Origin of the sequence: Microvirga terrestris (assembly GCF_015694425.1) — a bacterium.
GTDB classification, from domain to species: Bacteria; Pseudomonadota; Alphaproteobacteria; order Rhizobiales; family Beijerinckiaceae; genus Microvirga; species Microvirga terrestris.
On record NZ_JADQDN010000011.1, the window covers coordinates 47,712 to 68,986 of the forward strand.

Annotated in this window: 17 protein-coding genes; 8 read left to right on the forward strand and 9 right to left on the reverse strand. The window is 61.7% G+C overall.

The window, feature by feature from the left end; all coding sequences use genetic code 11:
- Positions 1 to 454: 454 nt before the first annotated feature.
- On the forward strand, positions 455 to 4,159 hold the full coding sequence (locus I2H36_RS17170) for a vitamin B12-dependent ribonucleotide reductase (RefSeq protein WP_196265125.1): 3,705 nt from the start codon (positions 455 to 457) through the stop codon (positions 4,157 to 4,159).
- 31 nt (positions 4,160 to 4,190) lie between these two features.
- The gene (locus tag I2H36_RS17175) at positions 4,191 to 4,817 is read left to right on the forward strand and encodes an ImmA/IrrE family metallo-endopeptidase (protein WP_196265167.1); all 627 of its coding nucleotides are present in this window, start codon (positions 4,191 to 4,193) and stop codon (positions 4,815 to 4,817) included.
- 130 nt (positions 4,818 to 4,947) lie between these two features.
- Here the strand turns inward: I2H36_RS17175 and I2H36_RS17180 are convergent, their stop codons facing one another.
- Positions 4,948 to 6,231, reverse strand: coding sequence for an ImmA/IrrE family metallo-endopeptidase (locus I2H36_RS17180; protein ID WP_196265126.1), 1,284 nt, complete (start codon positions 6,229 to 6,231; stop codon positions 4,948 to 4,950).
- A gap of 358 nt (positions 6,232 to 6,589) precedes the next feature.
- Between I2H36_RS17180 and I2H36_RS17185 the strand changes: the two genes are divergently transcribed.
- On the forward strand, positions 6,590 to 7,054 hold the full coding sequence (locus I2H36_RS17185; protein ID WP_196265127.1) for a DUF1801 domain-containing protein: 465 nt from the start codon (positions 6,590 to 6,592) through the stop codon (positions 7,052 to 7,054).
- 103 nt (positions 7,055 to 7,157) lie between these two features.
- Here the strand turns inward: I2H36_RS17185 and I2H36_RS17190 are convergent, their stop codons facing one another.
- The 4 genes from I2H36_RS17190 to I2H36_RS17205 all read right to left on the reverse strand — a co-directional run bounded on the left by I2H36_RS17190 (position 7,158) and on the right by I2H36_RS17205 (position 12,239).
- Entirely contained in the window at positions 7,158 to 7,616 is a 459-nt protein-coding gene (locus tag I2H36_RS17190) for a hypothetical protein (protein WP_196265128.1), read from the reverse strand.
- Complete coding sequence (locus I2H36_RS17195) at positions 7,616 to 8,491, reverse strand: hypothetical protein (RefSeq protein WP_196265129.1); 876 nt, start codon at positions 8,489 to 8,491, stop codon at positions 7,616 to 7,618. The genes I2H36_RS17190 and I2H36_RS17195 overlap by 1 nt, the downstream gene beginning before the upstream one ends.
- 616 nt (positions 8,492 to 9,107) lie before the next feature.
- A complete protein-coding gene (locus I2H36_RS17200) occupies positions 9,108 to 10,484 on the reverse strand; it encodes a DUF2235 domain-containing protein (protein ID WP_196265130.1) in 1,377 nt (458 codons plus the stop codon).
- Between the two features lie 144 nt (positions 10,485 to 10,628).
- Positions 10,629 to 12,239: a calcium-binding protein gene (locus tag I2H36_RS17205; RefSeq protein ID WP_196265131.1), complete on the reverse strand. Its 1,611-nt coding sequence runs from the start codon at positions 12,237 to 12,239 to the stop codon at positions 10,629 to 10,631.
- A gap of 857 nt (positions 12,240 to 13,096) precedes the next feature.
- On the opposite strand from I2H36_RS17205, the gene I2H36_RS17210 reads away from it, so the two are divergent.
- Together I2H36_RS17210 and I2H36_RS17215 are read left to right on the forward strand one after the other, a co-directional pair.
- A complete protein-coding gene (locus I2H36_RS17210; RefSeq protein WP_196265132.1) occupies positions 13,097 to 14,578 on the forward strand; it encodes a methyl-accepting chemotaxis protein in 1,482 nt (493 codons plus the stop codon).
- A gap of 167 nt (positions 14,579 to 14,745) precedes the next feature.
- Positions 14,746 to 15,117 (forward strand): hypothetical protein, encoded by a 372-nt coding sequence (locus tag I2H36_RS17215; protein WP_196265133.1) that lies wholly within the window; start codon positions 14,746 to 14,748, stop codon positions 15,115 to 15,117.
- 121 nt (positions 15,118 to 15,238) lie between these two features.
- Here the strand turns inward: I2H36_RS17215 and I2H36_RS17220 are convergent, their stop codons facing one another.
- Positions 15,239 to 15,979, reverse strand: a complete 741-nt coding sequence (locus tag I2H36_RS17220) for a hypothetical protein (protein WP_196265134.1) — start codon at positions 15,977 to 15,979, stop codon at positions 15,239 to 15,241.
- A gap of 213 nt (positions 15,980 to 16,192) precedes the next feature.
- On the opposite strand from I2H36_RS17220, the gene I2H36_RS17225 reads away from it, so the two are divergent.
- Positions 16,193 to 16,669: a cupin domain-containing protein gene (locus I2H36_RS17225; protein WP_196265135.1), complete on the forward strand. Its 477-nt coding sequence runs from the start codon at positions 16,193 to 16,195 to the stop codon at positions 16,667 to 16,669.
- 302 nt (positions 16,670 to 16,971) lie between these two features.
- Here I2H36_RS17225 and I2H36_RS17230 read toward each other — a convergent pair whose 3' ends face one another.
- From I2H36_RS17230 to I2H36_RS17240, 3 genes are read right to left on the reverse strand one after another with little or no spacing between them, the layout of a single operon-like run.
- A complete protein-coding gene (locus I2H36_RS17230) occupies positions 16,972 to 17,874 on the reverse strand; it encodes an MBL fold metallo-hydrolase (protein ID WP_196265136.1) in 903 nt (300 codons plus the stop codon).
- 45 nt (positions 17,875 to 17,919) lie between these two features.
- A complete protein-coding gene (locus I2H36_RS17235; protein WP_196265137.1) occupies positions 17,920 to 18,378 on the reverse strand; it encodes a DUF6691 family protein in 459 nt (152 codons plus the stop codon).
- Positions 18,379 to 18,381: 3 nt separating this feature from the next.
- A complete protein-coding gene (locus I2H36_RS17240; protein WP_196265138.1) occupies positions 18,382 to 18,807 on the reverse strand; it encodes a YeeE/YedE family protein in 426 nt (141 codons plus the stop codon).
- 155 nt (positions 18,808 to 18,962) lie between these two features.
- Between I2H36_RS17240 and I2H36_RS17245 the strand changes: the two genes are divergently transcribed.
- Positions 18,963 to 20,078, forward strand: a complete 1,116-nt coding sequence (locus I2H36_RS17245; RefSeq protein WP_196265139.1) for a DUF2778 domain-containing protein — start codon at positions 18,963 to 18,965, stop codon at positions 20,076 to 20,078.
- Positions 20,079 to 20,145: 67 nt separating this feature from the next.
- Positions 20,146 to 21,270: an alginate lyase family protein gene (locus tag I2H36_RS17250; RefSeq protein ID WP_196265140.1), complete on the forward strand. Its 1,125-nt coding sequence runs from the start codon at positions 20,146 to 20,148 to the stop codon at positions 21,268 to 21,270.
- The last annotated feature ends 5 nt before the right edge of the window (positions 21,271 to 21,275 follow it).

Below are 21,275 nucleotides of genomic sequence, written 5' to 3' on the forward strand. Positions count from 1 at the left end.
GCATGACCGCATGCGGGTCCTTAAGCCGGCGAAGCTTGGCCATTGCAAAAACCGGGAACGGATTCTCAGAGGAGTCTGAGAGGCTTAGCCGGAGGGGTCCGGGTTATCCACAATTCACACAGCTACACACAACATGTAGTTCGGAACACTTCAGGCTGACACTAGTTCTTGACGTGAGGCTCGCAACACGACTAGCTTGCCGGGGTGCCGACCAGAGACCGGCGACCAGCCTGAAAGGGCCGGTTGAACACTCCCCAGAGTAGGCGTCAGAGCCCGTGGCAACAACGTTGCCGCGCCACCTGTGACGCCCGACCGGGGCCGTAACTCAGGCGTGTTGCGTGGGCGGTCCGAAAGAGCGGATCGTTGGGGCGTTGAACAATAATTGTGGGCTGATGAGCTGCGGGGCAAATCGCGGCCATGGGGACGTTTGTCCTCAATACTTAGGATGTGACCTATGCGGATCGAGCGGCGTTATACGAAGTCTGGCCAATCGCCTTATTCCTCCCTCGCCTTCCGGCTCGCCACGAGCGAGATCCGCAATCCGGATGGCTCGGTGGTCTTCAAGCTCGAGAACATCGAGGTTCCCGGGACCTGGAGCCAGGTGGCCTCCGACGTGCTGGCCCAGAAGTATTTCCGCAAGGCCGGCGTTCCGGCTCGCCTGAAGAAGGTCGAGGAGAACGACGTTCCATCCTGGCTCTGGCGCTCCGTGGCCGACGAGGCCGCCCTCGCCGCCCTCCCCGAGGATCAGCGCCTCGGCTCCGAGATCTCCTCCAAGCAGGTGTTCGATCGCCTCGCCGGCTGCTGGACCTATTGGGGCTGGAAGGGCGGCTATTTCTCGTCCGAGGAAGACGCCCAGGCCTTCTATGACGAGCTGCGCTTCATGCTCGCCAACCAGATGGTGGCGCCGAACTCCCCGCAATGGTTCAACACCGGCCTGCACTGGGCCTACGGCATCGACGGTCCCGGCCAGGGCCACTATTATGTAGACTACAAGACCGGCAAGCTGACCAAGTCCAAGTCCTCTTACGAGCACCCGCAGCCGCATGCCTGCTTCATCCAGGGCGTCGAGGACGACCTGGTGAACGAGGGCGGCATCATGGACCTGTGGGTCCGCGAGGCACGCCTGTTCAAGTACGGCTCCGGCACCGGCTCCAACTTCTCGAAGCTGCGCGGCGAGGGCGAAAAGCTCTCCGGCGGCGGCCGCTCGTCCGGCCTCATGAGCTTCCTCAAGATCGGCGACCGGGCGGCCGGCGCGATCAAGTCGGGCGGCACCACCCGCCGCGCCGCCAAGATGGTGGTGGTCGATGTCGATCACCCGGATATCGAGAGCTACATCGACTGGAAGGTGAAGGAGGAGCAGAAGGTCGCCGCGCTGGTCACCGGCTCCAAGCTCGCCGCCAAGCACCTGAAGGCCATCATGAAGGCCTGCATCAACTGCGAGGCCGAGGGCGATGCCTGCTTCGACCCGGAGAAGAACCCGGCTCTGAAGAAGGAGATCAAGCTGGCCCGCCGGGTGCAGATCCCGGACAACTACATCAAGCGCGTCATCCAGTTCGCGCGTCAGGGCTACACGGATATCGACTTCCCGGTCTACGACACCGATTGGGATTCGGAGGCCTATCTCACCGTCTCCGGCCAGAACTCCAACAACTCCGTGTCGCTCACCGACGACTTCCTGCGCGCCGTCGAGAACGATGCCGACTGGCACCTCACCGCCCGCAAGGACGGCAAGGTGGTGAAGACCCTCAAGGCCCGCGACCTGTGGGAGCAGATCGGCCACGCCGCCTGGGCGTCCGCCGATCCCGGCCTGCACTTCAACACCACCATGAACGATTGGCACACCAGCCCCGCCGGTGGCCGCATCCGGGCGTCGAACCCGTGCTCGGAATACATGTTCCTGGACGACACGGCGTGCAATCTCGCCTCCGCCAACCTGCTGCAGTTCTTCGACCGCCAGAACCACAAGTTCGACGCGGAATCCTTCGAGCATGCCTGCCGCCTCTGGACGGTGGTGCTCGAGATCTCCGTCATGATGGCGCAGTTCCCCTCGAAGGAGATCGCGCAGTTATCTTATGAGTACCGCACCCTCGGCCTCGGCTTCGCCAATATCGGCGGCCTGCTCATGACCATGGGCCTGCCCTACGACAGCGATGCCGGCCGTGCGCTCGGCGGCGCCATCACGGCGATCATGACCGGCGTGTCCTATGCCACCTCGGCCGAGATGGCCGGTGAACTCGGGCCGTTCCCGAACTACAAGGCCAACGCGAAGCACATGCTGCGCGTGATCCGCAACCACCGCCGCGCGGCCCATGGCGAGGCTCAGGGCTATGAGGGTCTGGCCGTCAACCCGGTCCCGCTCGATCACGCCTCCTGCCCGGACGCCGACCTCGTCGCTCATGCCAAGTCCGCCTGGGACAAGGCCCTCGAACTCGGCGAGAAGAACGGCTACCGCAACGCGCAATCCACCGTGATCGCCCCCACGGGCACGATCGGCCTCGTGATGGATTGCGACACCACCGGCATCGAGCCCGACTTCGCCCTGGTGAAGTTCAAGAAGCTCGCCGGCGGCGGCTATTTCAAGATCATCAACCGGGCCGTGCCCGATGCGCTCCGTGCGCTGGGCTACCGCGAGCATGAGATCGCCGAGATCGAGGCCTATGCGGTGGGCCACGGCTCCATGCGCCAAGCGCCCGCCGTCAACCCCGGCTCGCTGCGCGCCAAGGGCTTCACGGACGACAAGATCGACGCGGTGGAGAAGGGCCTGAAATCGGCCTTCGACATCAAGTTCGTGTTCAACCGCTGGACGCTCGGCGAGGATTTCCTCACCGGTACGCTCAAAGTGCCGGCGGACAAGCTCAACGATCCGTCCTTCGACCTGCTCACGTTCCTCGGCTTCTCGAAGGCCGACATCGAGGCCGCGAACATCCACATCTGCGGAGCGATGACTCTCGAAGGCGCACCGTTCCTCAAGGTCGAGCATTACCCGGTCTTCGACTGCGCCAACCCGTGCGGCAAGATCGGCAAGCGCTATCTCTCGGTGGAAAGCCACATCCGCATGATGGCGGCGTCGCAGCCCTTCATCTCGGGGGCGATCTCCAAGACCATCAACATGCCCAACGACGCCACCGTCGAGGATTGCAAGAACGCCTACATGCTGTCCTGGAAGCTGGCGCTGAAGGCCAACGCCCTCTACCGCGACGGCTCCAAGCTCTCGCAGCCGCTGAACTCCGCCCTCATTGCCGATGAGGACGAGGATGCGGACGACGCGGTGGAAGCGCTCGCCGCCATGCCGGTCGCCGCGAAGGTCGCGCATGTGTCGGAGAAGATCGTCGAGAAGGTGATCGAGCGCGTGGAGCGGATTCGCGAGCGCGAGAAGATGCCGGACCGCCGCAAGAGCTACATCCAGAAGGCCGTGGTCGGCGGCCACAAGGTGTATCTCCACACCGGCGAGTACGACGACGGACGCCTCGGCGAGATCTTCATCGACATGCACAAGGAAGGCGCCGCCTTCCGGGCCATGATGAACAACTTCGCCATCGCGATCTCGCTCGGCCTGCAATACGGCGTGCCGCTGGAGGAATACGTGGAGGCCTTCACCTTCACGCGCTTCGAGCCCGCCGGCTTCGTCCAGGGCAACGAGCGCATCAAGTCCGCCACCTCGATCCTCGACTACGTGTTCCGCGAGCTCGCCGTGTCCTATCTCGGCCGCAACGACCTCGCCCACGTGGACCCGTCGGAAGCCGGCCCCACCACCATCGGCAAAGGCGAGGACCAGTCGAAGGCGCCGGAGCCCGCTCCCGCCACGGCCATCGTGTCCCGCGGCTTCGTGCGCGGCAATTCCGACCGCCTCATGCTCATCCCCGGCGGTGGTGCCGGCGGCACAGGCATTACTCAGCGCACGGGTGGCATGACCGTCGGTGCGACGGCGCTGAAGGCTGAACTCCCGCAGCCTGCCGTGCACGCGGAGGAGAAGCCGGTCGGCGAAGCCGAAATGGCGAAACTTGGGTTCTCGGCACCATCCGTCGCCGACCGGCGCGCCGAAGCCAAGATGAAGGGCTATGTCGGTGAAGCCTGCCCCGAATGCGCCAACTTCACGCTGGTCCGTAATGGGACGTGCTTGAAGTGCGACACGTGCGGCAGCACGACGGGGTGCTCGTAGGAGGTGAGCTTCTAAAGGTTTGGAGGGAGCTATGGGTAAAAACTATAGAGCCCCCCACATCCTGACTGAGGCGACCATTACGAAGTTCGCAACCGACCATCGGTTACACTCGCCAACGGCGAGCGTTGCGAACTTCGACATCGTTCGTTTCTTCTATGAGGAACTCCAGGACATACTCGGCCACCCAGTTGTTCTGGAACTTCGGGACTTATCCGGGCCTGACGATGATCCCGCTTTCGTAAGCTTCAAGCCACTCAAACTGGTTTGCGATTACGAGGTGTGGAGGAACGCAAAACTTGGTGACCCGGATGCGCGGTACGTGATCGCACATGAACTTGGACACCTCGTCTTTCATAGTGGGCACGAGCTACACTTCAGTAGCCCTGATAGCGTGTTTCATAGTTGGTATCCGGAACACGAGGGAACCGAATGGCAAGCGCATAATTATGCCGAGAAGGTTTTGCTGCCAGATTTCGTGGTTAAGCCGTTCACAAACCATAAAGAGCTGGCCCAAGCTTGCGACGTGACAGAAGCGCTAGCACTGAAGCGCTTCAGAGAAGTAAACAACATAAAATTCTCCGGCGAGCCCTGCCCACACTGCCATGACTTCACTATGGCTTGGCACAAGAACAAACATTATTGCTATAAGTGCGGTTAACTGCGCAGGCTCGGTCAACACCTGCATTCTTCGCACACTGCAAAGGCGCGCGCCGAATGGTATCGCAGTTGTACTGCATAAGGGCATCCAGTCCCTGCCCATTTTACATTCCGACACATAAATCTCTCCGTCATGGCCGGATCAAGTCCGGCCATGACTGGGAAGCTTGGTTTCTCCTCCTCTGATCAGTAAGTAAGCCCATCTTTTTCAATTTTATCTCGATCGCCTGCTTCGAGACCTCAAAATATTGAGAAAGATTTGCTAATAATTGATCGAAAGGTAGAAAGTTACACGGCTGGTCATCGACAAATATGTAGCCGTGCCCGCGATCTCGGATATCAAGGCGGGTTCGAGCTACTTCAATCGCGACGAGAAATACGTGACTGGGCATAATGATGTTGGACGAAAAGGCATTGGCTTGGAACTCAAGGCGCTCATAATTGAAGCCACTTTCAGTCTCTCTGTTGATAAAAAGATCACGTTCAACAATTGTTTCTGAACGCAGATACCGACCATGATTCAAACAAAAGTGCCCGATCTCGTGTCCTAGGGTGAACCTCTCTTGTTTACTGTTCGCGTGAGAATTTATCTTGATCGATTTGCGATCGAAATTTGCTGAACCCAGTATGGGCGTGCCATCCTCATCCTCAATCAACTGCTCACTGAATTGAAGGTCTATAGACAGCACAGAGCAAATTTTCTTGAGATCGACCGGGCCAGACTTGTAACCCACCCGTTCCAAGATCTCCCGAGCTGATTTTTCTATTTGTTCCTCGGGAAGATACGGCACGGACACTCGGGCGCTTTCACCCTCGTTTTCATCATCGCTGGATAGACCGGGTTCAAGGCTACGAAGAAAATGATTGATGGCGCAGAAGAATTTTCCGTCATGAAACGCCGAAAATTTCAAAGACTTAATAGAACGGTCATTCCGAAAGATCTGTGATTTTACAAAACGGCTCTCTAAGCAATAATGACCTCTGCGATCCGCTACGACTTCCAGTCCAGCCTTGTCATATTTAATGATCCCCATGGATCTGCTTCTGGCGAGGTTATCCGCACCCGATTGCAGACGTGAAGATACGACTAAAACACCTTTGGCTGCATGCCCGAAGATCCGCCCTAATTTATCCGAAAAGTCAGTTACGCATGTCTCCGGAATGCCTCCTTCATAATTCTTGCATTCAAAAACAGTGTAGAATGATGGCTTACTCCTGCCCTGTTGATAAATCTCTATAACAACATCGAATTGAACGTCAGACCCTCGTTCCTTGCAATAGTAACCTTTCTTCTTAAAAATCTTGCAGTTTGCTGGGGGATGTAAGTCGTAGACAAGTTCACCGCGACGCTGTTGTTCGATGAGATATTCGTAGAACTCATCTTCCAGCTTATCGCCCTTTTCCGTGGAATTCACGAGAGGCCCTCAACCTTGGCAACAGAAGGATGATAATCCAATTATCCGCCACTTTGCTATTTCTAAGTTGGTGGCGCCTTTAGGGCGGCGCGACACCTGATGAGAATGCTCGCAAAGGATGGCCATATCCAAGTCTGACGCGCATGGTGGTTCTTAAGATGTGGATGGCCGGATCAAATCCGGGGATAACGACAACCCTACCTCCACGGATTGTCGCCTCGAACCACACAACCTTGAAGGCACTTAAATGCGCATTGCTATCTAAGATGGCCTGAGGAAGGCTATCTGCTATTGTCGCGTTCATCGTTTCCATAAGCCCGTCCGATGCTTCGCGATCTACGGGCTTAAGCGAACAACCATGACGAAAGCGACAGCAACCATGAAGGCGAACGGCGCTTCAACGGATGGAACCGCAGAACCCTCCCCCTCCCAACAGATCGACGCGCATATCCAGCACCTGAACGACTGGCGCGGCGAGACGCTGGCGCGGGTCCGGGCGCTCATCCTGCAGGCCGTGCCCGATGTGGTCGAGGCGGTGAAGTGGCGTGGGGTTCCGGTGTGGGAGAAGGCCGGGATCATCTGCACGGGCGAGACCTACAAAAGCGCCGTGAAGCTGACCTTTCCCAAGGGCGCTTCGCTTGACGACCCGTCCCGCCTCTTCAACGCCAGCCTCGACGGCAACACCCGCCGCGCCATCGATCTCCACGAGGGCGCAGCCCTCGACGAGCAAGCCTTCAAAACCCTCATCCAGGCCGCCGCCGCCCTGAACACCACTAAGCCCGCCAAGCGCTCGAAAACGGCATCGGCGCGGGCCAGGGCCTGAGGGCATCGGGGATCGATTTGACGCCCTGCCCCAACCGAAAGGCATCCCGCTCCTCAACCGCCTTCGTAAGAAACCGCGCGAGCCTGCGAGTCACGGTCCAGCCCTAGATGACCGCCACAAGCTTGGCGAAGGCGTTCAGGACCTCGGTCGCCAGATTGATGGCGTTCGCCATCTTCTTTGCTCGCTCGTACGCCTGCGTGAGAGTATCCTTCGAAGCCCGAAACGCTGCCGTCAGGGGCGCATAGACATGGCTGGTGCTTGCCAGTTTCTGATTGATCACGGCCGTCAATTCGGCCGTAAGGGCACGCATGGCGTTGACATAGCGCTGGAGCGTGCCCTCGTCGGTCGTGATGTCCGCCAAAGCACGCAAGCTGTTCTTGGCTGCGATAATGCCCTTCTCGGCGTCGTTGAGACTGATCTTCGTATTCGCTGAGAACGCCAGGGTCATAGCCGTCGCCAAACGCTCATAGAGCGACGGAGCTTGTTTGGGCAGGTTGGCCTCTATCGCCTCGAACTCCTGCAGAGCTGCCGCGAATTCGGCCTGGTCTTGCTCAAGAGCCATCACGTACTCCCTTTCTTGTCGTCCTGCTTCGCTGCCGCAGCAACGAGGTCGACCAGATCGTTCGTCAGGGCGACGAAACGCTTGATCGTCAACTCTGCGTTGGGATCTCCAGACGCGAGAGCGGCATGAGCTTCGGCAAGCTGATCGAGGACGGTGGCATATTGACCGACGGCAACGGCAAGAGCAGCCTGTGTGGCCACTTCCTGGCGGGCGGTCTTGTACTCATCGTAGAGACGCAGGCGATCCACCTTCGGGTCTCGCCGGATGAGCAGCAGACTCACCTTGCGCTGGTATTCCAGATCCTTTGCCTGCTCCGAGAGCAGCACGGAAACTCCCGCCAGATCATCCTTTAGGGCAGCCACCAGGGCACGAACATCCGGATCGCGCGCGACGATGACGGCTTGGATTTCACCCGCATAGGCATTGCCGAGCAGGAAACCGACGGTGCGCGATACAAGCTTCACGGCAGGCGCAGCGGCCGGAGAACCCGCGGTTGTGAATTTGCCGGCAGCGGTGCCGAGATTGACGGATGCCTGCTCCAATTGGTCGACAAGACCTTGATCGGCTGCGAGCTTGAGAGCCTTGCCGTATGCTTCCAATGCGCGGAGGGCCTCCAGGCGCGGCTTGAAATTCTCCGGATTCAACATGGCGTCCGGAGTATCGGCGAGTGTGAAGGAACCTCCCCTTACATATCGAGCGGCTTGATCCTCCTCACCGATCCGTAATGCGAGTGTCCGGTTCGCGGTGGCTGCGTTCTGCAGAAGTGCGCTGCCGGCCGCGGTGGCCCCGCCGAAAGCATCCACCTTCTGTGAGGACGGTAGCGTGCTGCAGCCCATGAGCAGTGAAACGCACATCACGATATACGCGAATTTCATGGCTTGCCCCCTTTTCAGCGGACACGACGATGTTGCGTCAACCCAGCCAATCGCCTGTCCGGCGCCGTGCCTCAGCTCTCGGAAATCACCTCCGCAAGGACTGTCGCAATCTCTACGGGAATGATGCCATGACTGCGCAACCCGCAAAATGCAATGATTGGCATTACTCCCTAAGAATGATGGATATCTTCCGGCATGCGAGCCCTGGCAGACAGATCAGGACAATTTAGGATGTGCCTCGACGGCAAGCGGGCCACGGCGAGCGCCCCTCGCCGCTGCGCTCATGGATAAGCGTATCTTTCCCGCTTCCATGCGCGCATAGTGATGGGAACCCCGGAGGGTGCCATGATGGCGAGGATCAAGTCCTACATCTCCTATGAGAACGAAGCGCTTGCGGTGTCCGGTCTGGCCTTCTTGTTCTGCGCCGGGGTGATCCTGGGGTTCCTGTGATGCTCTCCCAGTCCCTCTACGCCGTCCTGCTAATCGCCGTGGTTCTGGCGGTTTATGTTCTGATGATCAGAAGTCATTGAGGCACCGCGCCTCAACGCTGGATGAGGTTTCCTTCGCACCAAAGACGTGTGAGGCCGCAACCCATGCGCCCCTCACCCGGTGATAGCTACACGGCGACCGGGCGGTCGTAGTACTGCGCCACGTCCTGGTGCTGGCGCAGGTTTTCCGGTCGGTATGGTTTCATCTCATCGTAATGGAGCACCTGCGGCTGCTCGAACCGCTCCTTGACCGAAGCGTGCAGCACAGCGTCCTCGGACACATCCCGAAGCCCCTTCTCCCAGAGATGGCCGAAGCGGCCGCTCTTGCACTCGTCGTGCTGAGGGCCGGCGGCGGACGGGTAGAGCTGAAGCACATCGCCGTCGATCCTGATGCCGTTGGGTACGGCCTGCGCGGCCTCGACCATCCATTGCAGCGCGGTGTCGGAGAGGCGGGATTCGTTCTCCGGGTAACTGCCGCCTACATCCGAGTGGTTGCCCGCAAACCAGACTTGCTCGAAGCGTCCGCCCTCGTTGTCCATGCCCTCATTGGTCCAGGGCACGCGGGCAAAATCGGCCCTGTTCTCGTCGATGGACAGGGCGTGCTTGGCGTAGAGCACATCGGGATTGAGCTGGTTGTCGTAAAACTTCATCTTGAGGTGGGTGACGTGCAGGGTCTCCCAGAACGTGTAGCCCTCGAGGCCAACGGCGTATTTCACGTAAGTCTTGAGAAAGCCGATCCCGGCAAGCACCAAAGCCGCGGCTACGAGGAGCCCGAACCAGATCCAAAATGTGAATGCAAACAGTGACAATAGCCCCGCAGTTGCCGCCATGATTGCGACGGCACCGAGAGCCAGCAGCGCCATGAGGCCATAGCTGCCCAGCGCCGCCACCGTGTCGAACACGCCGATGAAATAGGGAATGGCGTTGGCCTTGCCCCCGGCATCGGAACCGTGCTGTGCCCGGAATCGCGCGGCGAGCGCCTTCCTCTGCTCCAGATAGGCCTCATCCTTCGGGGAACTCACGTGCTGATAGACCTTTTTGACCGCCTCGTCCGCAATGGCCCTGGTGCTCTGCGGGTCGCGCCGCAGGGGCGTGCCGTCCTTCATGGTGGTCGGTACGCCGCACAGCCCGAGCACGGCGCCGAGGCACCGCACCGTGTAGGCGCCGCGGCTGAAGCCGAACAGATAAATGCGGTCGCCCGGTTCCCACAGGGTCAGGATGGCCGCGTAGCAGTCGATGATGTTGGCGGTCAGCCCCAGGCCCATGGCCTGGCTCACCGTGTTGTAGATCCACCGCCAGATGCGGACCGGCGTCGAGACCCCGAGCGCCTGCGTGCCGAGCCCGGGATCGTAGAAGGCCAGCTGTTCGGCGGGGTCGATGGAGGAATCGGGCCCGATCCGCGTCGCCCGGAACAGCTTGTAGATGTTGCTGCGGCGCTCATCCGGCAGCAGCCCGCCGGCCTGGCCGGTGCCATCGGAAAAGATGAGAATGTTCCTGCCCGCCATCGGCCCACCCGCTACTGCTGGTTGCGCCCATTAAGACAAGCGACGAGCCTCAAGGCAAGCACCGCCTTCCGCTTATCCTCTCCGGTTTCAGGTTGGCCGGGAATGGCGCCGGCAGCACCATTCCCGGAGCGGCTTGCTTGGCGATCAGATCACCAGGAACTCGGCGGCGTTCATCTTCAGGTTCTTGGCAAGCTGGCCGATCTTGATCTGCGCGGTGGAGCCTGTGCCATCGGCATCGTAGTAGAGCGCGCCGGTGCCCTTGTCGTAGATCACCCGGTCGGAGGAATCGTGCGCCTTCCCCCCGGTCCAGAAGGCCTTTGACGCCAGAGCGCCCGGGGCGCCGATCTTGGCGTAGACGCTGTTCTGCAGATGGATCGTGTCATCGGCGACCACGTAGCCCTGGATGGTGTCGACGTTCTTCAAGCGCGCTGCATCGAACACGAACACGTCCTTACCCGCGCCGCCGGTCAGGATGTCGTCGGCCGCGCCGCCTGTGAGCGTATCGTCGCCGTCGCCGCCCGAGAGCCGGTCCTTGCCGCCGTTGCCGGCGAGCGCATTCGCCAGCCCGTTGCCCGTCAGCCGGTCAGCGCCCGAGCCGCCGGTGACGTTCTCGATGCCGAGGATCAGGTCGAGGCCATAGCCCGTGTTCTGCCCCGACACGATGCCGAGATCCACTGTTGCGGCTATGCTGCCGCTGAACACGATTGTGTCGATGCCGTCCCCGCCATCGAGGGTGTCATCGCCCAGTCCGCCATCAAGAACATCGTTCCCGCCGGCGCTGTCGAGCAAGTTGGCGCGATCGTTTCCTGTGAGCCGATCCGCCGCGTCGCCGGCATAGACCCACTCGATGTTCAGAAGCGTGTCGAGGCCCTCCCCGGTCTGCTGCTGCCCAGCGATGCGCAGGTCGAGCGTAACGTTGGCATCGTCGATGAAATAAATCGCGTCCTGATCGCCGGCACCGCCGTCGATAGTGTCGTTGCCGGCACCGCCGCTGAAGATTTCCGAAGCCATGCCGCCCCAGGCCTGATCGTCGCCGCTCCCGAGCAGAATGTAGCCGTTGCTCCAGCCGCTCTCACCTCGGTAGCGGTCGTTGCCGTCTCCGAGATCGACCCAGCCCCGGATCGTCCCCGTATTGGTGATCAGATCGGCTTGTGCGGATCCTTCGATGCCCATTCCTGCCCAGATGAAGCCGGTGTTGATCACTACGTTGGTCCGGCCGCTCACTGCGTTCGTCAGCTTGATGCCGATTGCGCCTCCGGCGAGAATGTCGCCGTCGTTGATGATCGTTCCGCTGCCAATCATCTCGATGCCGATGCCTCCGTGAGAGACGATCTTGCCCGTGTTGACAATGCTGTCGGCCCGCACCGGCCCGCTCTCGATGCGCATGCCATAATGGGCTTGGATCGTGCCCGTATTCGAGATGTTGTTCAGCCGGCCGGTGGCGAGAATCCCGATGCCCTCGACGGCCCGGACAATAATCGACCCGTCATTGTTGATATTCGACTGCCCCTCTACCGAGAGGCCGAGGAGTTCGCCGTAGACCACCCCTGAAGCGCCGATGCCGATCTGCGAACCCAACTTGGCCGTGATCGCGCTCGCATTGCTGTGAACCGAGCCGAAGACCGTGAGCGAATAGAAGCGCTGGACTTCGATGGCGGTCGTCGCGACGGTTCGTACAGTTCCGCTCCGCTCGATTACGAGATCGTCGCTGATGTTTTGAGTGACTTCCCTCGTGTCTGAAATGTAAGTCGTCATGGATCCAGCCCCCTTCGAATGGACAGGTTATAACCCAAGGATAACTCGACGAAACCCGCATTTTTTCCTGAGCTTCACATTTTCAGGGACTCCCGGTGCTACCCCCGTCAGCGCCCGACGTATTCCGGGGATCCCCTTCTTCCTTCGCGTGCGGTTTCCCTGACCGCATCCTGTGAGCAGACGTGGTCTGTATCTCGAAGAAGTTTCCAAACGACACTGGAAGCTCCTTCGAGACAGCGTTATGCGCTTCCTCGGGATGAGATCAGTGTTTCATAAGACCCGGATGGCTGGGGTGAACCCGGCCATGACACGGCAAGAACTATGTTCTTGCTTTGTTCTTGACAATTCTCCTAACCTCGGCTATATCGTTGTGTAGATCTGCTCCTGTCGAGGGGCGCGCTCGCGAGGCGTCGCAGTGTGGGAGCAGACACGGTCCTGTGGTGCAGCCTCGCACGCTGCACCGACAGGAGGCCCAGGCTGTGGGCCGGTGGTCGGAATCGGTTCCAGGCCCCCGTCGAGCAGACGGGCCACGCCTGGAACGGTCACCGGGCTGGTCCCGCCTGTCCGCCTAAAGAAGCCGTGCGCGAAGAGGCATTCCGGCTCTTCCTTCTCACCATCCATCATCGAGCCGGGCTGCCACTCGCGCCACCCTCGATCACCGCTCAGGCTCGCAGCTCACGCTGCGGGCCCCAAGGTGCTGGCCTAAAGCATACCGGCTCTAATGATGAGCAGAAAAACAGTCTCATGACGTAAAGGAGCCAAGTATTTACCGAATTTTCATTCGAGACCGGCGACACTTTATTGAAGGTCCATTGATTTTAGATTTCCTGCAGCTCCGAATTTCAAGCCGAGGTTTCATGCTTTCTCTTTTCCCGCAAACCAACGCCGATGCAGGAGCCAGGTTCGCCGCGCTCGACCGGTCGCAGGCCGTTATCGAGTTTAATCTCGACGGAACCATTCTGACGGCTAACAGCAACTTCCTCGACACGGTGGGCTACACGCTCGACGAGATCCGAGGCAAGCATCACAGCCTGTTCGTGGATCCCGACTTCCGCAGCAGCGCCGAGTACGCCGCCTTCTGGACAAGCCTGAAGCAGGGCGAATATCAGGCGGCCCGCTACCGGCGGTTCGGCAAAGGCGGGCGCGAGATCTGGATCGAGGCGAGCTATAACCCGCTTCTCGGCCGGGACGGGAAGCCATTCAAGATCGTCAAGTTCGCCACCGACATCACCCGGCAGATGCAGGAACAGGCGGAACTGAAGGGTCAGGTGGAAGCGATCCGCAAGTCGCAGGCCGTGATCGCCTTTGACCTCGACGGCAACATCCTAGAGGCCAACACAAATTTCCTTGCAGCCGTCGGCTACTCCCTCGACGAGATCAAAGGCCGCCACCACAGCATGTTCGTCGATCCGGCCCTGCGCGGCGGTACCGACTACCAGGAGTTCTGGCGCAAGCTCAAGGCGGGCGAATACCAGGCGGGCCAGTATCGGCGGTTCGGCAAGGGCGGCCGGGAGATCTGGATCGAGGCCAGCTACAACCCGATCCTCGATGCGAGCGGGCGTCCGTACAAGGTCGTCAAGTTCGCCACTGACGTGACGCAGCAGATGAACCTGCTGGGCCACCTGCGTCAGATCATCGACAGGAACTTCGGAGACATCGATACGGCTCTCGATCACTCAGGTCATGAGGCGAGAGAGGCCACCGCCGCGGTCACCAGCACGTCCAGCAATGTGCAGATGATGGCTTCCGCCGCCGAAGAGCTGGCAGCCTCCGTGGCCGAGATCTCCCAGAGCATGACCAACTCCCGGACAGCAACTGAGACGGCCTTCAACGAGGCTAAGAGCGCGAGCGAGTTCACCGACAAACTGTCGACCGCCACATCGGCCATGGGCGGCATTGTCGGCCTGATTCAGAACATCGCGGGCCAGATCAACCTGCTGGCGCTCAACGCTACCATTGAGGCCGCCCGCGCGGGCGAAGCCGGCCGGGGCTTTGCGGTCGTGGCCACCGAGGTCAAGAACCTGGCCGCTCAGGCGGCCCGGGCGACCGAGCAGATCACCGCGGAGATCGATGCGGTTCAGAGCGTCTCCAGCGGCGTCGTCGAGGCGCTGGCGAAAATCCAGGGGTCGGTCGAGACCATGCGCGACCACGTGATCAGCGTCGCGACGGCGGTGGAGCAGCAGGGCGCGGTGACGCAGGAGATGTCGTCGAACATGCAGGGGGCGGCTCACTCCGTGGCGAGCATCTCCAACAACATCGGGGCGATCTCGTCGGCAGTCGGTCGGGTGTCCCAGGCCGTCAGCACTACGAAGGAAGCCGCGGTCGTCCTCGCTCGCTGATGCAGGAAACGGGCTTGCGGACCCACGGACAAGATTCAGGATTGGCAATCGGCATCGTCATCTCTGATCCTTGTCCTAAGAGGCGGACAGAATTCACTGTTACGCTGGAACGCTCAAGGCGAATGCACGTTGGACTTCCAATCTGATATTCCCTTGAGGAGGTTCAAATGCGTATCGTGAAAGCCGGCCTGATGGCCGCAGCTCTGGTTGTTGGCTTCAGTGCGGCAGCTTCTGCCCAGTCGGTGGAAATCCGCTCCCGTTCCGCTGCTCCCGGCCATATGATGCACGATGACGACGAGGTCAGCTCGACCCGCGTAATCCGCCGTTCCGGCACCGTAGAGCGCCGCGTCGTACGCGAGCCTTCTACTACGGCCACCGTCACTACCCACCGCGGTGCGTCCTATTACGCTCCTGGACAGGTGAAGAAGCGCGTGAAGGTCCAGTCGGCCCGCGATTACGCTCCTGGCCGCATGATGAACGATGACGATGACACCACGACCACAACCACTGTGCGCCGCCGGGTGCAGACACTCGACTAAGCTTTCGTGAAATCCAAACATGGACGAGGCGGGGCGCAAGCCCTGCCTCTTTTACATGACTGGCTGAGGCACCGCTGGCTAGCCCAGCCTCCTACTCCGGGCTCATGACCAGCCCCGCGCCTTAAGGCCCCATCTCTTCGACGCTGCTCTCCTGTCCGACAACCGACCTGCGGGCCGCCCGCTCGGCTGCCTCGTCGGCACATTTCTCCAGATGCGCCCCTTTGTTGATGACCTGCAGATTGGGCACGCCCCAATAGGCCAGCAGCTCCGGCCAGGGCTTCGCGCGGTGATCGGACCAGACGGCGAAAAGCGGAACACGATGGTCCACCTCGGCGGTCTTGAGCAAGCGGCGGCCGGTGGTGGCGCATTTGCGGTTCTGGCGCAGCTTCAGCGCCCGCAGGTGGTCGGGCGGGACCGTCCAGAGCTGCCAGGCCACCACGCAGGCAGCATGCCAAGTGGCGTTCCGGTTCGGCTTGCCGTCGTCCCAGAGGTCGCGGTGCCATCCGAGCCGGTACACCGGCTGCCCGCACACGCAGCAATGTCCTGGGCCGCGTGCGAAAGCCGCCTCCCGGTACGGCGCCGGCGGCATGCGGAAGGTGAGTGGCAGGCCGGTTTCCTTGCCGGATCCGAGGCGCCATTCCCAGCCTGCGGGCTGTCCGCTCTTCGCGGCAAGCGCCCGGGCCAGCCGGTCGGCCAGAAGCGGGCGATGGCGCCAGTAGGATTCCACGGCACGGCGCTGGGTCGGCGGGATCAGCGGCTGCCGCAGCGCATGAGCGAGTACACAAGGCGGAAAGAGTGCGGTCAGGCGTTTCTCGAGCCGGCCCCGGGCCTTCAGGTTCTTCTCGTCTCGCCAGGTGGACATTGTGGATCGGCTGCCTCAAGTGAATCGCCTTCAGGTCTGTAGCGGTAAGACCCGCCGAGGTGAACCGCCCCGCGTGAAGATGCCGCCGATGGCAAAGCCGGAGCGCATCGTCTTGACAAGCGATCGCAAGAGGCAGAGCCTTTACCGCGCGGCAGATGTCCGTTCCTGACCGCCTGTATGCGTTCGCCACATCACCCTTTTCGGGAGGTCGCGATGCAGCTCTTCACCCTACAAGCAGCCACGTGCGCTTCGGCTCTTTTCCTCATCCTCACGCCCGCCTCCGCGCAGCAGCCCCAACATGTCATGGCCAATCCCGGCGACATCACCTGGAAGGACGGGCCTCCGTCCCTCCCCAAGGGAGCCCAGATGTCGGTCCTCTACGGAGATCCCGGAAGGGACGGCCTTTTCGTGATGCGCCTGAAGCTCCCGGCGGGCTACAAGATCCCGACCCACACCCATCCGGTCGATGAGGTTGTCACCGTCGTCAGCGGCGAGTTCAACATCGGCATGGGAGCGAGTGCTGACCCTGCGCAGATGAAAGCCATCAATGCCGGCGGCGTCATCGCCATGGCGCCGGGAACCCAGCATAACGTGCAGGTCAACCAGGAAACGGTGGTGCAGCTGAGCACGCGCGGCCCTTGGGGCATCGCCTATGTCAATCCGGCGGACGATCCGCGCAAGTCGCAATAGACAGGCGCCGACAGGAGACATGAAAAAGCCCAGGCTCCGGGGCGAACGGGCGGGATGCCTTCGCATCTCTCGCCTCGCCTGCTACGGGCCTGGGCTGATCGGGTCCAGACGGGCACTCGCATCGTCAGGCGAGCGCAGGAACAGGCCATGCCGGATTACATCCGTCCTGACACGGCCTCATCGAAGCAGACGGTGACGCCCGCCGCGTTTCGAAGTCCACAACAATGTCCGCTGGGTCAGCCTGATATGGGGATTGAAATGCCATCCGCAAGGGGTCGGCACGCGATGGTCCGCCGTCGATCTCAATCGCCCCACGGCGCGCCCGGCAGGGCATCGAGAGGGATCTTGAGATAGCGCCTGCCGTTGCTCTCCGGCTCCGGCAGGCGGCCGCCGCGGATATTCACCTGCAGGGCATTCAGGATGAGCTTCGGCATGGGGAGCTCGCGGTCGCGTCCTTCGCGCAGGGCCACGAACTCCTCCTCGGTGGCAGCCTTCACGAGATGGCTGTTCTCCCGGCGCTGTTGAGCCACATTGCTCTCCCATTGCGGAGCCCGCCCTCCCGGCATGTAATCATGGCCGACGAAGAGGCGTGTGCTGTCGGGAAGCGCCAAGATACGCTGAATGCTGTGCCACAGTGCCTTGGCCGAGCCGCCGGGAAAGTCGGCTCGCGCCGTTCCTGCGTCCGGCATGAACAGCGTGTCGTGAATGAACGCGGCATCGCCAACGAGATAGGTGATCGAGCACAGCGTGTGGCCGGGACTGAACATCACCTCCATGTCCAGGTTGCCGATTTTGAACCGCTCGCCGTCCGCGAACAGGCGGTCCCATTGCGAACCGTCCATCGGAAAGCTGTCGGGCAAGTTGTAGAACTCCCTCCAGAGCTTCTGGACCTCCACCACCTTCTCACCGATGGCAGTGGGCGCGCCTGTCCTGTCCTTCAGGTATCCGGCGGCGGAAAAATGGTCGGCGTGCGGATGCGTGTCGAGGATCCATTCCAGTCCGTAGCCCTGCTGCTCGATATGGGCGAGAAGCTCGTCCGCCGAGGTTGTCGCCGTCGCGCCGGATTTCGGCTCGAAGTCGAGAACCGGATCGATGATGGCGCAGCGTTTCGTGTCGGGGTCCGCGACCACGTATTGCACGCTGCCGGTGCGCTTGTCGTAGAATCCTTTGACGACAGGATTCCCGTGCAGGGGTGATGCGGTCATGGCGTGAACTCCTCGGCACGATGCTAAAACAAGAGGACCGGAATCTCAGCCGTCGAGATCGGGAGCGGCCCTGCGGAAGGTGGCCTGCGGCCATTGGGCTGGCAAGACGCGGAAGAGCGCCATTCCTGCGAGCATTGCGGCAACGAAGGCAAAGATCGTGACCGGGCCGAACGTCAACCCGACCAGGGCCGGCCCCGGACACAACCCCACAAGACCCCAGCCGATGCCGAACAATGCGGCGCCCGTGATCAACCGGGAATCGAGATCGCGGCGGGTCGGGATCTCCAAGCGCGGCGCCAAGGCGGGAGCGCCGCGGCGGCGCGCTATCCCATAGCCGAGAGCCGAGACGGCGACCGCGCCGCCCATGACGAGGGCGAGACTCGGATCCCAGTTGCCGGCGACATCGAGGAAGGCCAGCACCTTGGCCGGGTTCACCATCTGCGACACGATGAGCCCGAGGCCGAAGAGGAGACCCGACACGAAGGCGGAGAGGATCAGCGGCATGGCTCACATCCCAATGACATGACGGGCGACGAAGACGGTTGCAACGGCAGTTGCCAGGAACACCAGTGTCGCCACGATAGAGCGCGGTGACACCCGACTGACCCCGCAGACGCCATGCCCGCTGGTACAACCTCCCCCGAGGCGCGTGCCGAATCCGACGATCAGCCCCCCGACGATCACGACCGGCAGGGATGCCTCCATGGCAACAGCCGGCAGGGAGCCTCCGAAGGCGATATAGACCAGGGGCGCGATGAACATTCCGGCAAGGAAAGCCATGCGCCAGCCGGTCTCGCCGGGAACAGGCTGGAGCAGCCCGCCGAGGATGCCACTGATGCCGGCGACACGCCCGTTCAGCACGAGGAGCAGGGCGGCCGACGCGCCGATCAGAACTCCGCCGATGAGGGCGGATGCGGGGGTGAAGTTTTCCATGACGGCCTCTCTTCCAACTCCAGATTATCCTGATCTTAACCAAAATGTCGTTCAATCGATGTCAGTGAGAGTATCGCCTTCACGCAGCGCCTGTGACCTTGATCGCTGGTCTCCGGTGCATCGTGCGAAGCGCGAGTTGTTGCGTAGAGTTTACCATGGCGCATAAGCCTTATCAGTCCCTTCGTCGTGCTCCGATCCGCCGGAACCGCGGCCTCTTGCCGACGGCTCTTCTCGTGGCGGTCTCGCTCAGTCCCTTGGCCATCTTCGTGGACTTCGAACAGGTCGGCGGCACGGCGCCTGACGCGCCATTGGCCGGCATCGCATCAAGCTCAGCGCCCGCGCCCCTGAAGACGGCCTTGTCCTTCGATCCGGCTCTCATCGATCCGAACCCGACCCTGGGCCAGGGCGCCCTCGCCTTCAAGCAGGGCTCGCCCATCCAACCGGGCTTCCGCTCGGCCGTGCAGCGCGAGGCCCGCATCACTCCCCCGGAGCCTATGCCTGCCCCGGTTCCGCCTGGAATGATCGCCCAAGCGGTCGCGCCAACGCCTGCGATGGCGCCCCTGCCGGTCCCGCGACCGGCTGGCCTGCAGATTCCGAAGCCTTCCGCATCCTCCCAGATGGCGAGCGCACCGGCCGTCATGACGCCTCGCGCTTCAAAGGTGCCGGCGGTCGCGCCGAACGACAACCGCAACTTCTTCGAAAAGCTCTTCGGAATCCGCCCGGCCGGCCCGCCGGATGCCGCGCTGAGCTATGCGGCTCTGGATCGGGGCACTGGCAGCATCGCGCCAACCGCGCGCTTCGGCTCCACGCCCGACCTCGCACGCGGGGGCACCGCCGTCTATGACATCGTCGCCCAGACGGTCTACATGCCGAACGGCGAGAAGCTGGAGGCCCATTCCGGCCTCGGCGACATGATGGACAATCCGCGCCACGTGAACATCCGCATGAAAGGCTCGACGCCGCCGGGCACCTACATCCTCACCGAGCGCGAGGCGCTCTTCCACGGCGTGCGCGCCATCCGACTCAACCCGATGGGCGGGAGCGGCGCCATCTACGGCCGCGACGGCATCCTGGCCCACACTTACCTGCTCGGCCCGCGGGGCGACTCGAACGGCTGCGTGTCCTTCAAAGATTACGACAAGTTCCTCCAGGCTTACCTCAGGGGCGAGGTGAAGCGTCTGGTCGTGACCGCCGGCCGCGGGCAGGACCTTGTGCCTCCGATCGCGGGCAACCGCACCGGCCAGCCGCGCCGCTTTGCACAGGCCTTCTGAGCTCAGCCTCTGGCCTTGCGGCCCTGCGCGCCTACTTCCTGAGCGGAAGCAGCGCAGGAGAAGCGGCATGGTGCGGGAAGCTCAAGGGACGATGAGGCGGCTGGCTGCGCGCTGTGCAGTGCAGCCCGTCATGGTGGCATCGTATCTGCTTGCCGCATTCATGGGCGTCGCCCACGCTGCGGGCCCAGGCTACCTCGTGCCTGCACCCGCTAAGGATGATGTGCAGTCCAAGCCCAAATACGAGTGTGACACCCCTGATGCGCCCGTAATCACACTCGAGACGCAGAGCAAGTACAAGCAGGACGATACCCAGCGCGCGACCATCGATGAGGATGCAGAGGAAACGTACACGGAGGCGGTCGAGCCGCTGCGTATCTACGGACGCAATCTCGTCAAGATCGCGAACGCCTATGTGAAGTCGAACCCTAAGAACACCGCCGCTGCGGCCTGCGCCCTCACCTGGCTCGATGCCTGGGCCTCCGCCAATGCCATGAGCGATATGCGCTCGAAACAGGCGCAGTTCAATCTGAGCCGGGCTCTCAGCGGCTTTGCGCTGGCCTACCTGCAGATCCGTGATGCTCCGAACCTCTCGACCGATCAGAAGAGGAAGGTCGAAAGCTGGCTGAGGACTCTGGGCCAGCAGCTCGTCGGGCCTATGGACAAGAACGATGGGACATCCGGCAGGAACAATCACCGCTACTGGGCTGGCTTAGGCGCCGCTGCTGCCGGCGTCGCTTCTGGCGACAAGCAACTCGCCCGCTGGGGCTTCGACAGTTCCCGGATCGGCCTAGGGCAGATCACGCCCGACGGCGCCCTGCCGCTTGAACTGAAACGTGGCAAACGCGCCCGCGATTATCACATCTTCGCAGCCGATCCTCTCGTGACCACGGCCGAGCTGGCCCGCAGCCAGGGGATCGATCTCTACGCCGAGCATAATGGAGCCCTGGAGCGGCTGGTGAAGAGGGTGATCGCCTCTCTCGACGATCCCACCTTCTTCGAGAAAGCCACCGGTACCAAGCAGGAAGCCTATCCGGGCGACGGCACCGTGCCGTCATCCCGCATCGCCTGGCTGGAAATTTATCAAAGCCGCCGCCCCTCGCCTGCGGCCGAGACCGTTCTGAGCAAGAAGCGTCCGACAAGCTCCACTGAAATCGGCGGAAACACGACGCTGCTGTTTTATGATGCGGAGTAAGGGGG

What these genes read in the sequence shown, in the direction of transcription:
- I2H36_RS17230 (WP_196265136.1), bottom strand. Translation starts at nt 17,874, where the DNA reads ATGACCGCATCACCCCTGCACGGGAATCCTGTCGTCAAAGGATTCTAC.
- I2H36_RS17170 (WP_196265125.1), top strand. Translation starts at nt 455, where the DNA reads ATGCGGATCGAGCGGCGTTATACGAAGTCTGGCCAATCGCCTTATTCC.
- I2H36_RS17210 (WP_196265132.1), top strand. Translation starts at nt 13,097, where the DNA reads ATGCTTTCTCTTTTCCCGCAAACCAACGCCGATGCAGGAGCCAGGTTC.
- I2H36_RS17190 (WP_196265128.1), bottom strand. Translation starts at nt 7,616, where the DNA reads ATGGCTCTTGAGCAAGACCAGGCCGAATTCGCGGCAGCTCTGCAGGAG.
- I2H36_RS17245 (WP_196265139.1), top strand. Translation starts at nt 18,963, where the DNA reads ATGGCGCATAAGCCTTATCAGTCCCTTCGTCGTGCTCCGATCCGCCGG.
- I2H36_RS17175 (WP_196265167.1), top strand. Translation starts at nt 4,191, where the DNA reads ATGGGTAAAAACTATAGAGCCCCCCACATCCTGACTGAGGCGACCATT.
- I2H36_RS17205 (WP_196265131.1), bottom strand. Translation starts at nt 12,239, where the DNA reads ATGACGACTTACATTTCAGACACGAGGGAAGTCACTCAAAACATCAGC.
- I2H36_RS17240 (WP_196265138.1), bottom strand. Translation starts at nt 18,807, where the DNA reads ATGGAAAACTTCACCCCCGCATCCGCCCTCATCGGCGGAGTTCTGATC.
- I2H36_RS17200 (WP_196265130.1), bottom strand. Translation starts at nt 10,484, where the DNA reads ATGGCGGGCAGGAACATTCTCATCTTTTCCGATGGCACCGGCCAGGCC.
- I2H36_RS17215 (WP_196265133.1), top strand. Translation starts at nt 14,746, where the DNA reads ATGCGTATCGTGAAAGCCGGCCTGATGGCCGCAGCTCTGGTTGTTGGC.
- I2H36_RS17195 (WP_196265129.1), bottom strand. Translation starts at nt 8,491, where the DNA reads ATGAAATTCGCGTATATCGTGATGTGCGTTTCACTGCTCATGGGCTGC.
- I2H36_RS17250 (WP_196265140.1), top strand. Translation starts at nt 20,146, where the DNA reads ATGGTGCGGGAAGCTCAAGGGACGATGAGGCGGCTGGCTGCGCGCTGT.
- I2H36_RS17220 (WP_196265134.1), bottom strand. Translation starts at nt 15,979, where the DNA reads ATGTCCACCTGGCGAGACGAGAAGAACCTGAAGGCCCGGGGCCGGCTC.
- I2H36_RS17225 (WP_196265135.1), top strand. Translation starts at nt 16,193, where the DNA reads ATGCAGCTCTTCACCCTACAAGCAGCCACGTGCGCTTCGGCTCTTTTC.
- I2H36_RS17235 (WP_196265137.1), bottom strand. Translation starts at nt 18,378, where the DNA reads ATGCCGCTGATCCTCTCCGCCTTCGTGTCGGGTCTCCTCTTCGGCCTC.
- I2H36_RS17185 (WP_196265127.1), top strand. Translation starts at nt 6,590, where the DNA reads ATGACGAAAGCGACAGCAACCATGAAGGCGAACGGCGCTTCAACGGAT.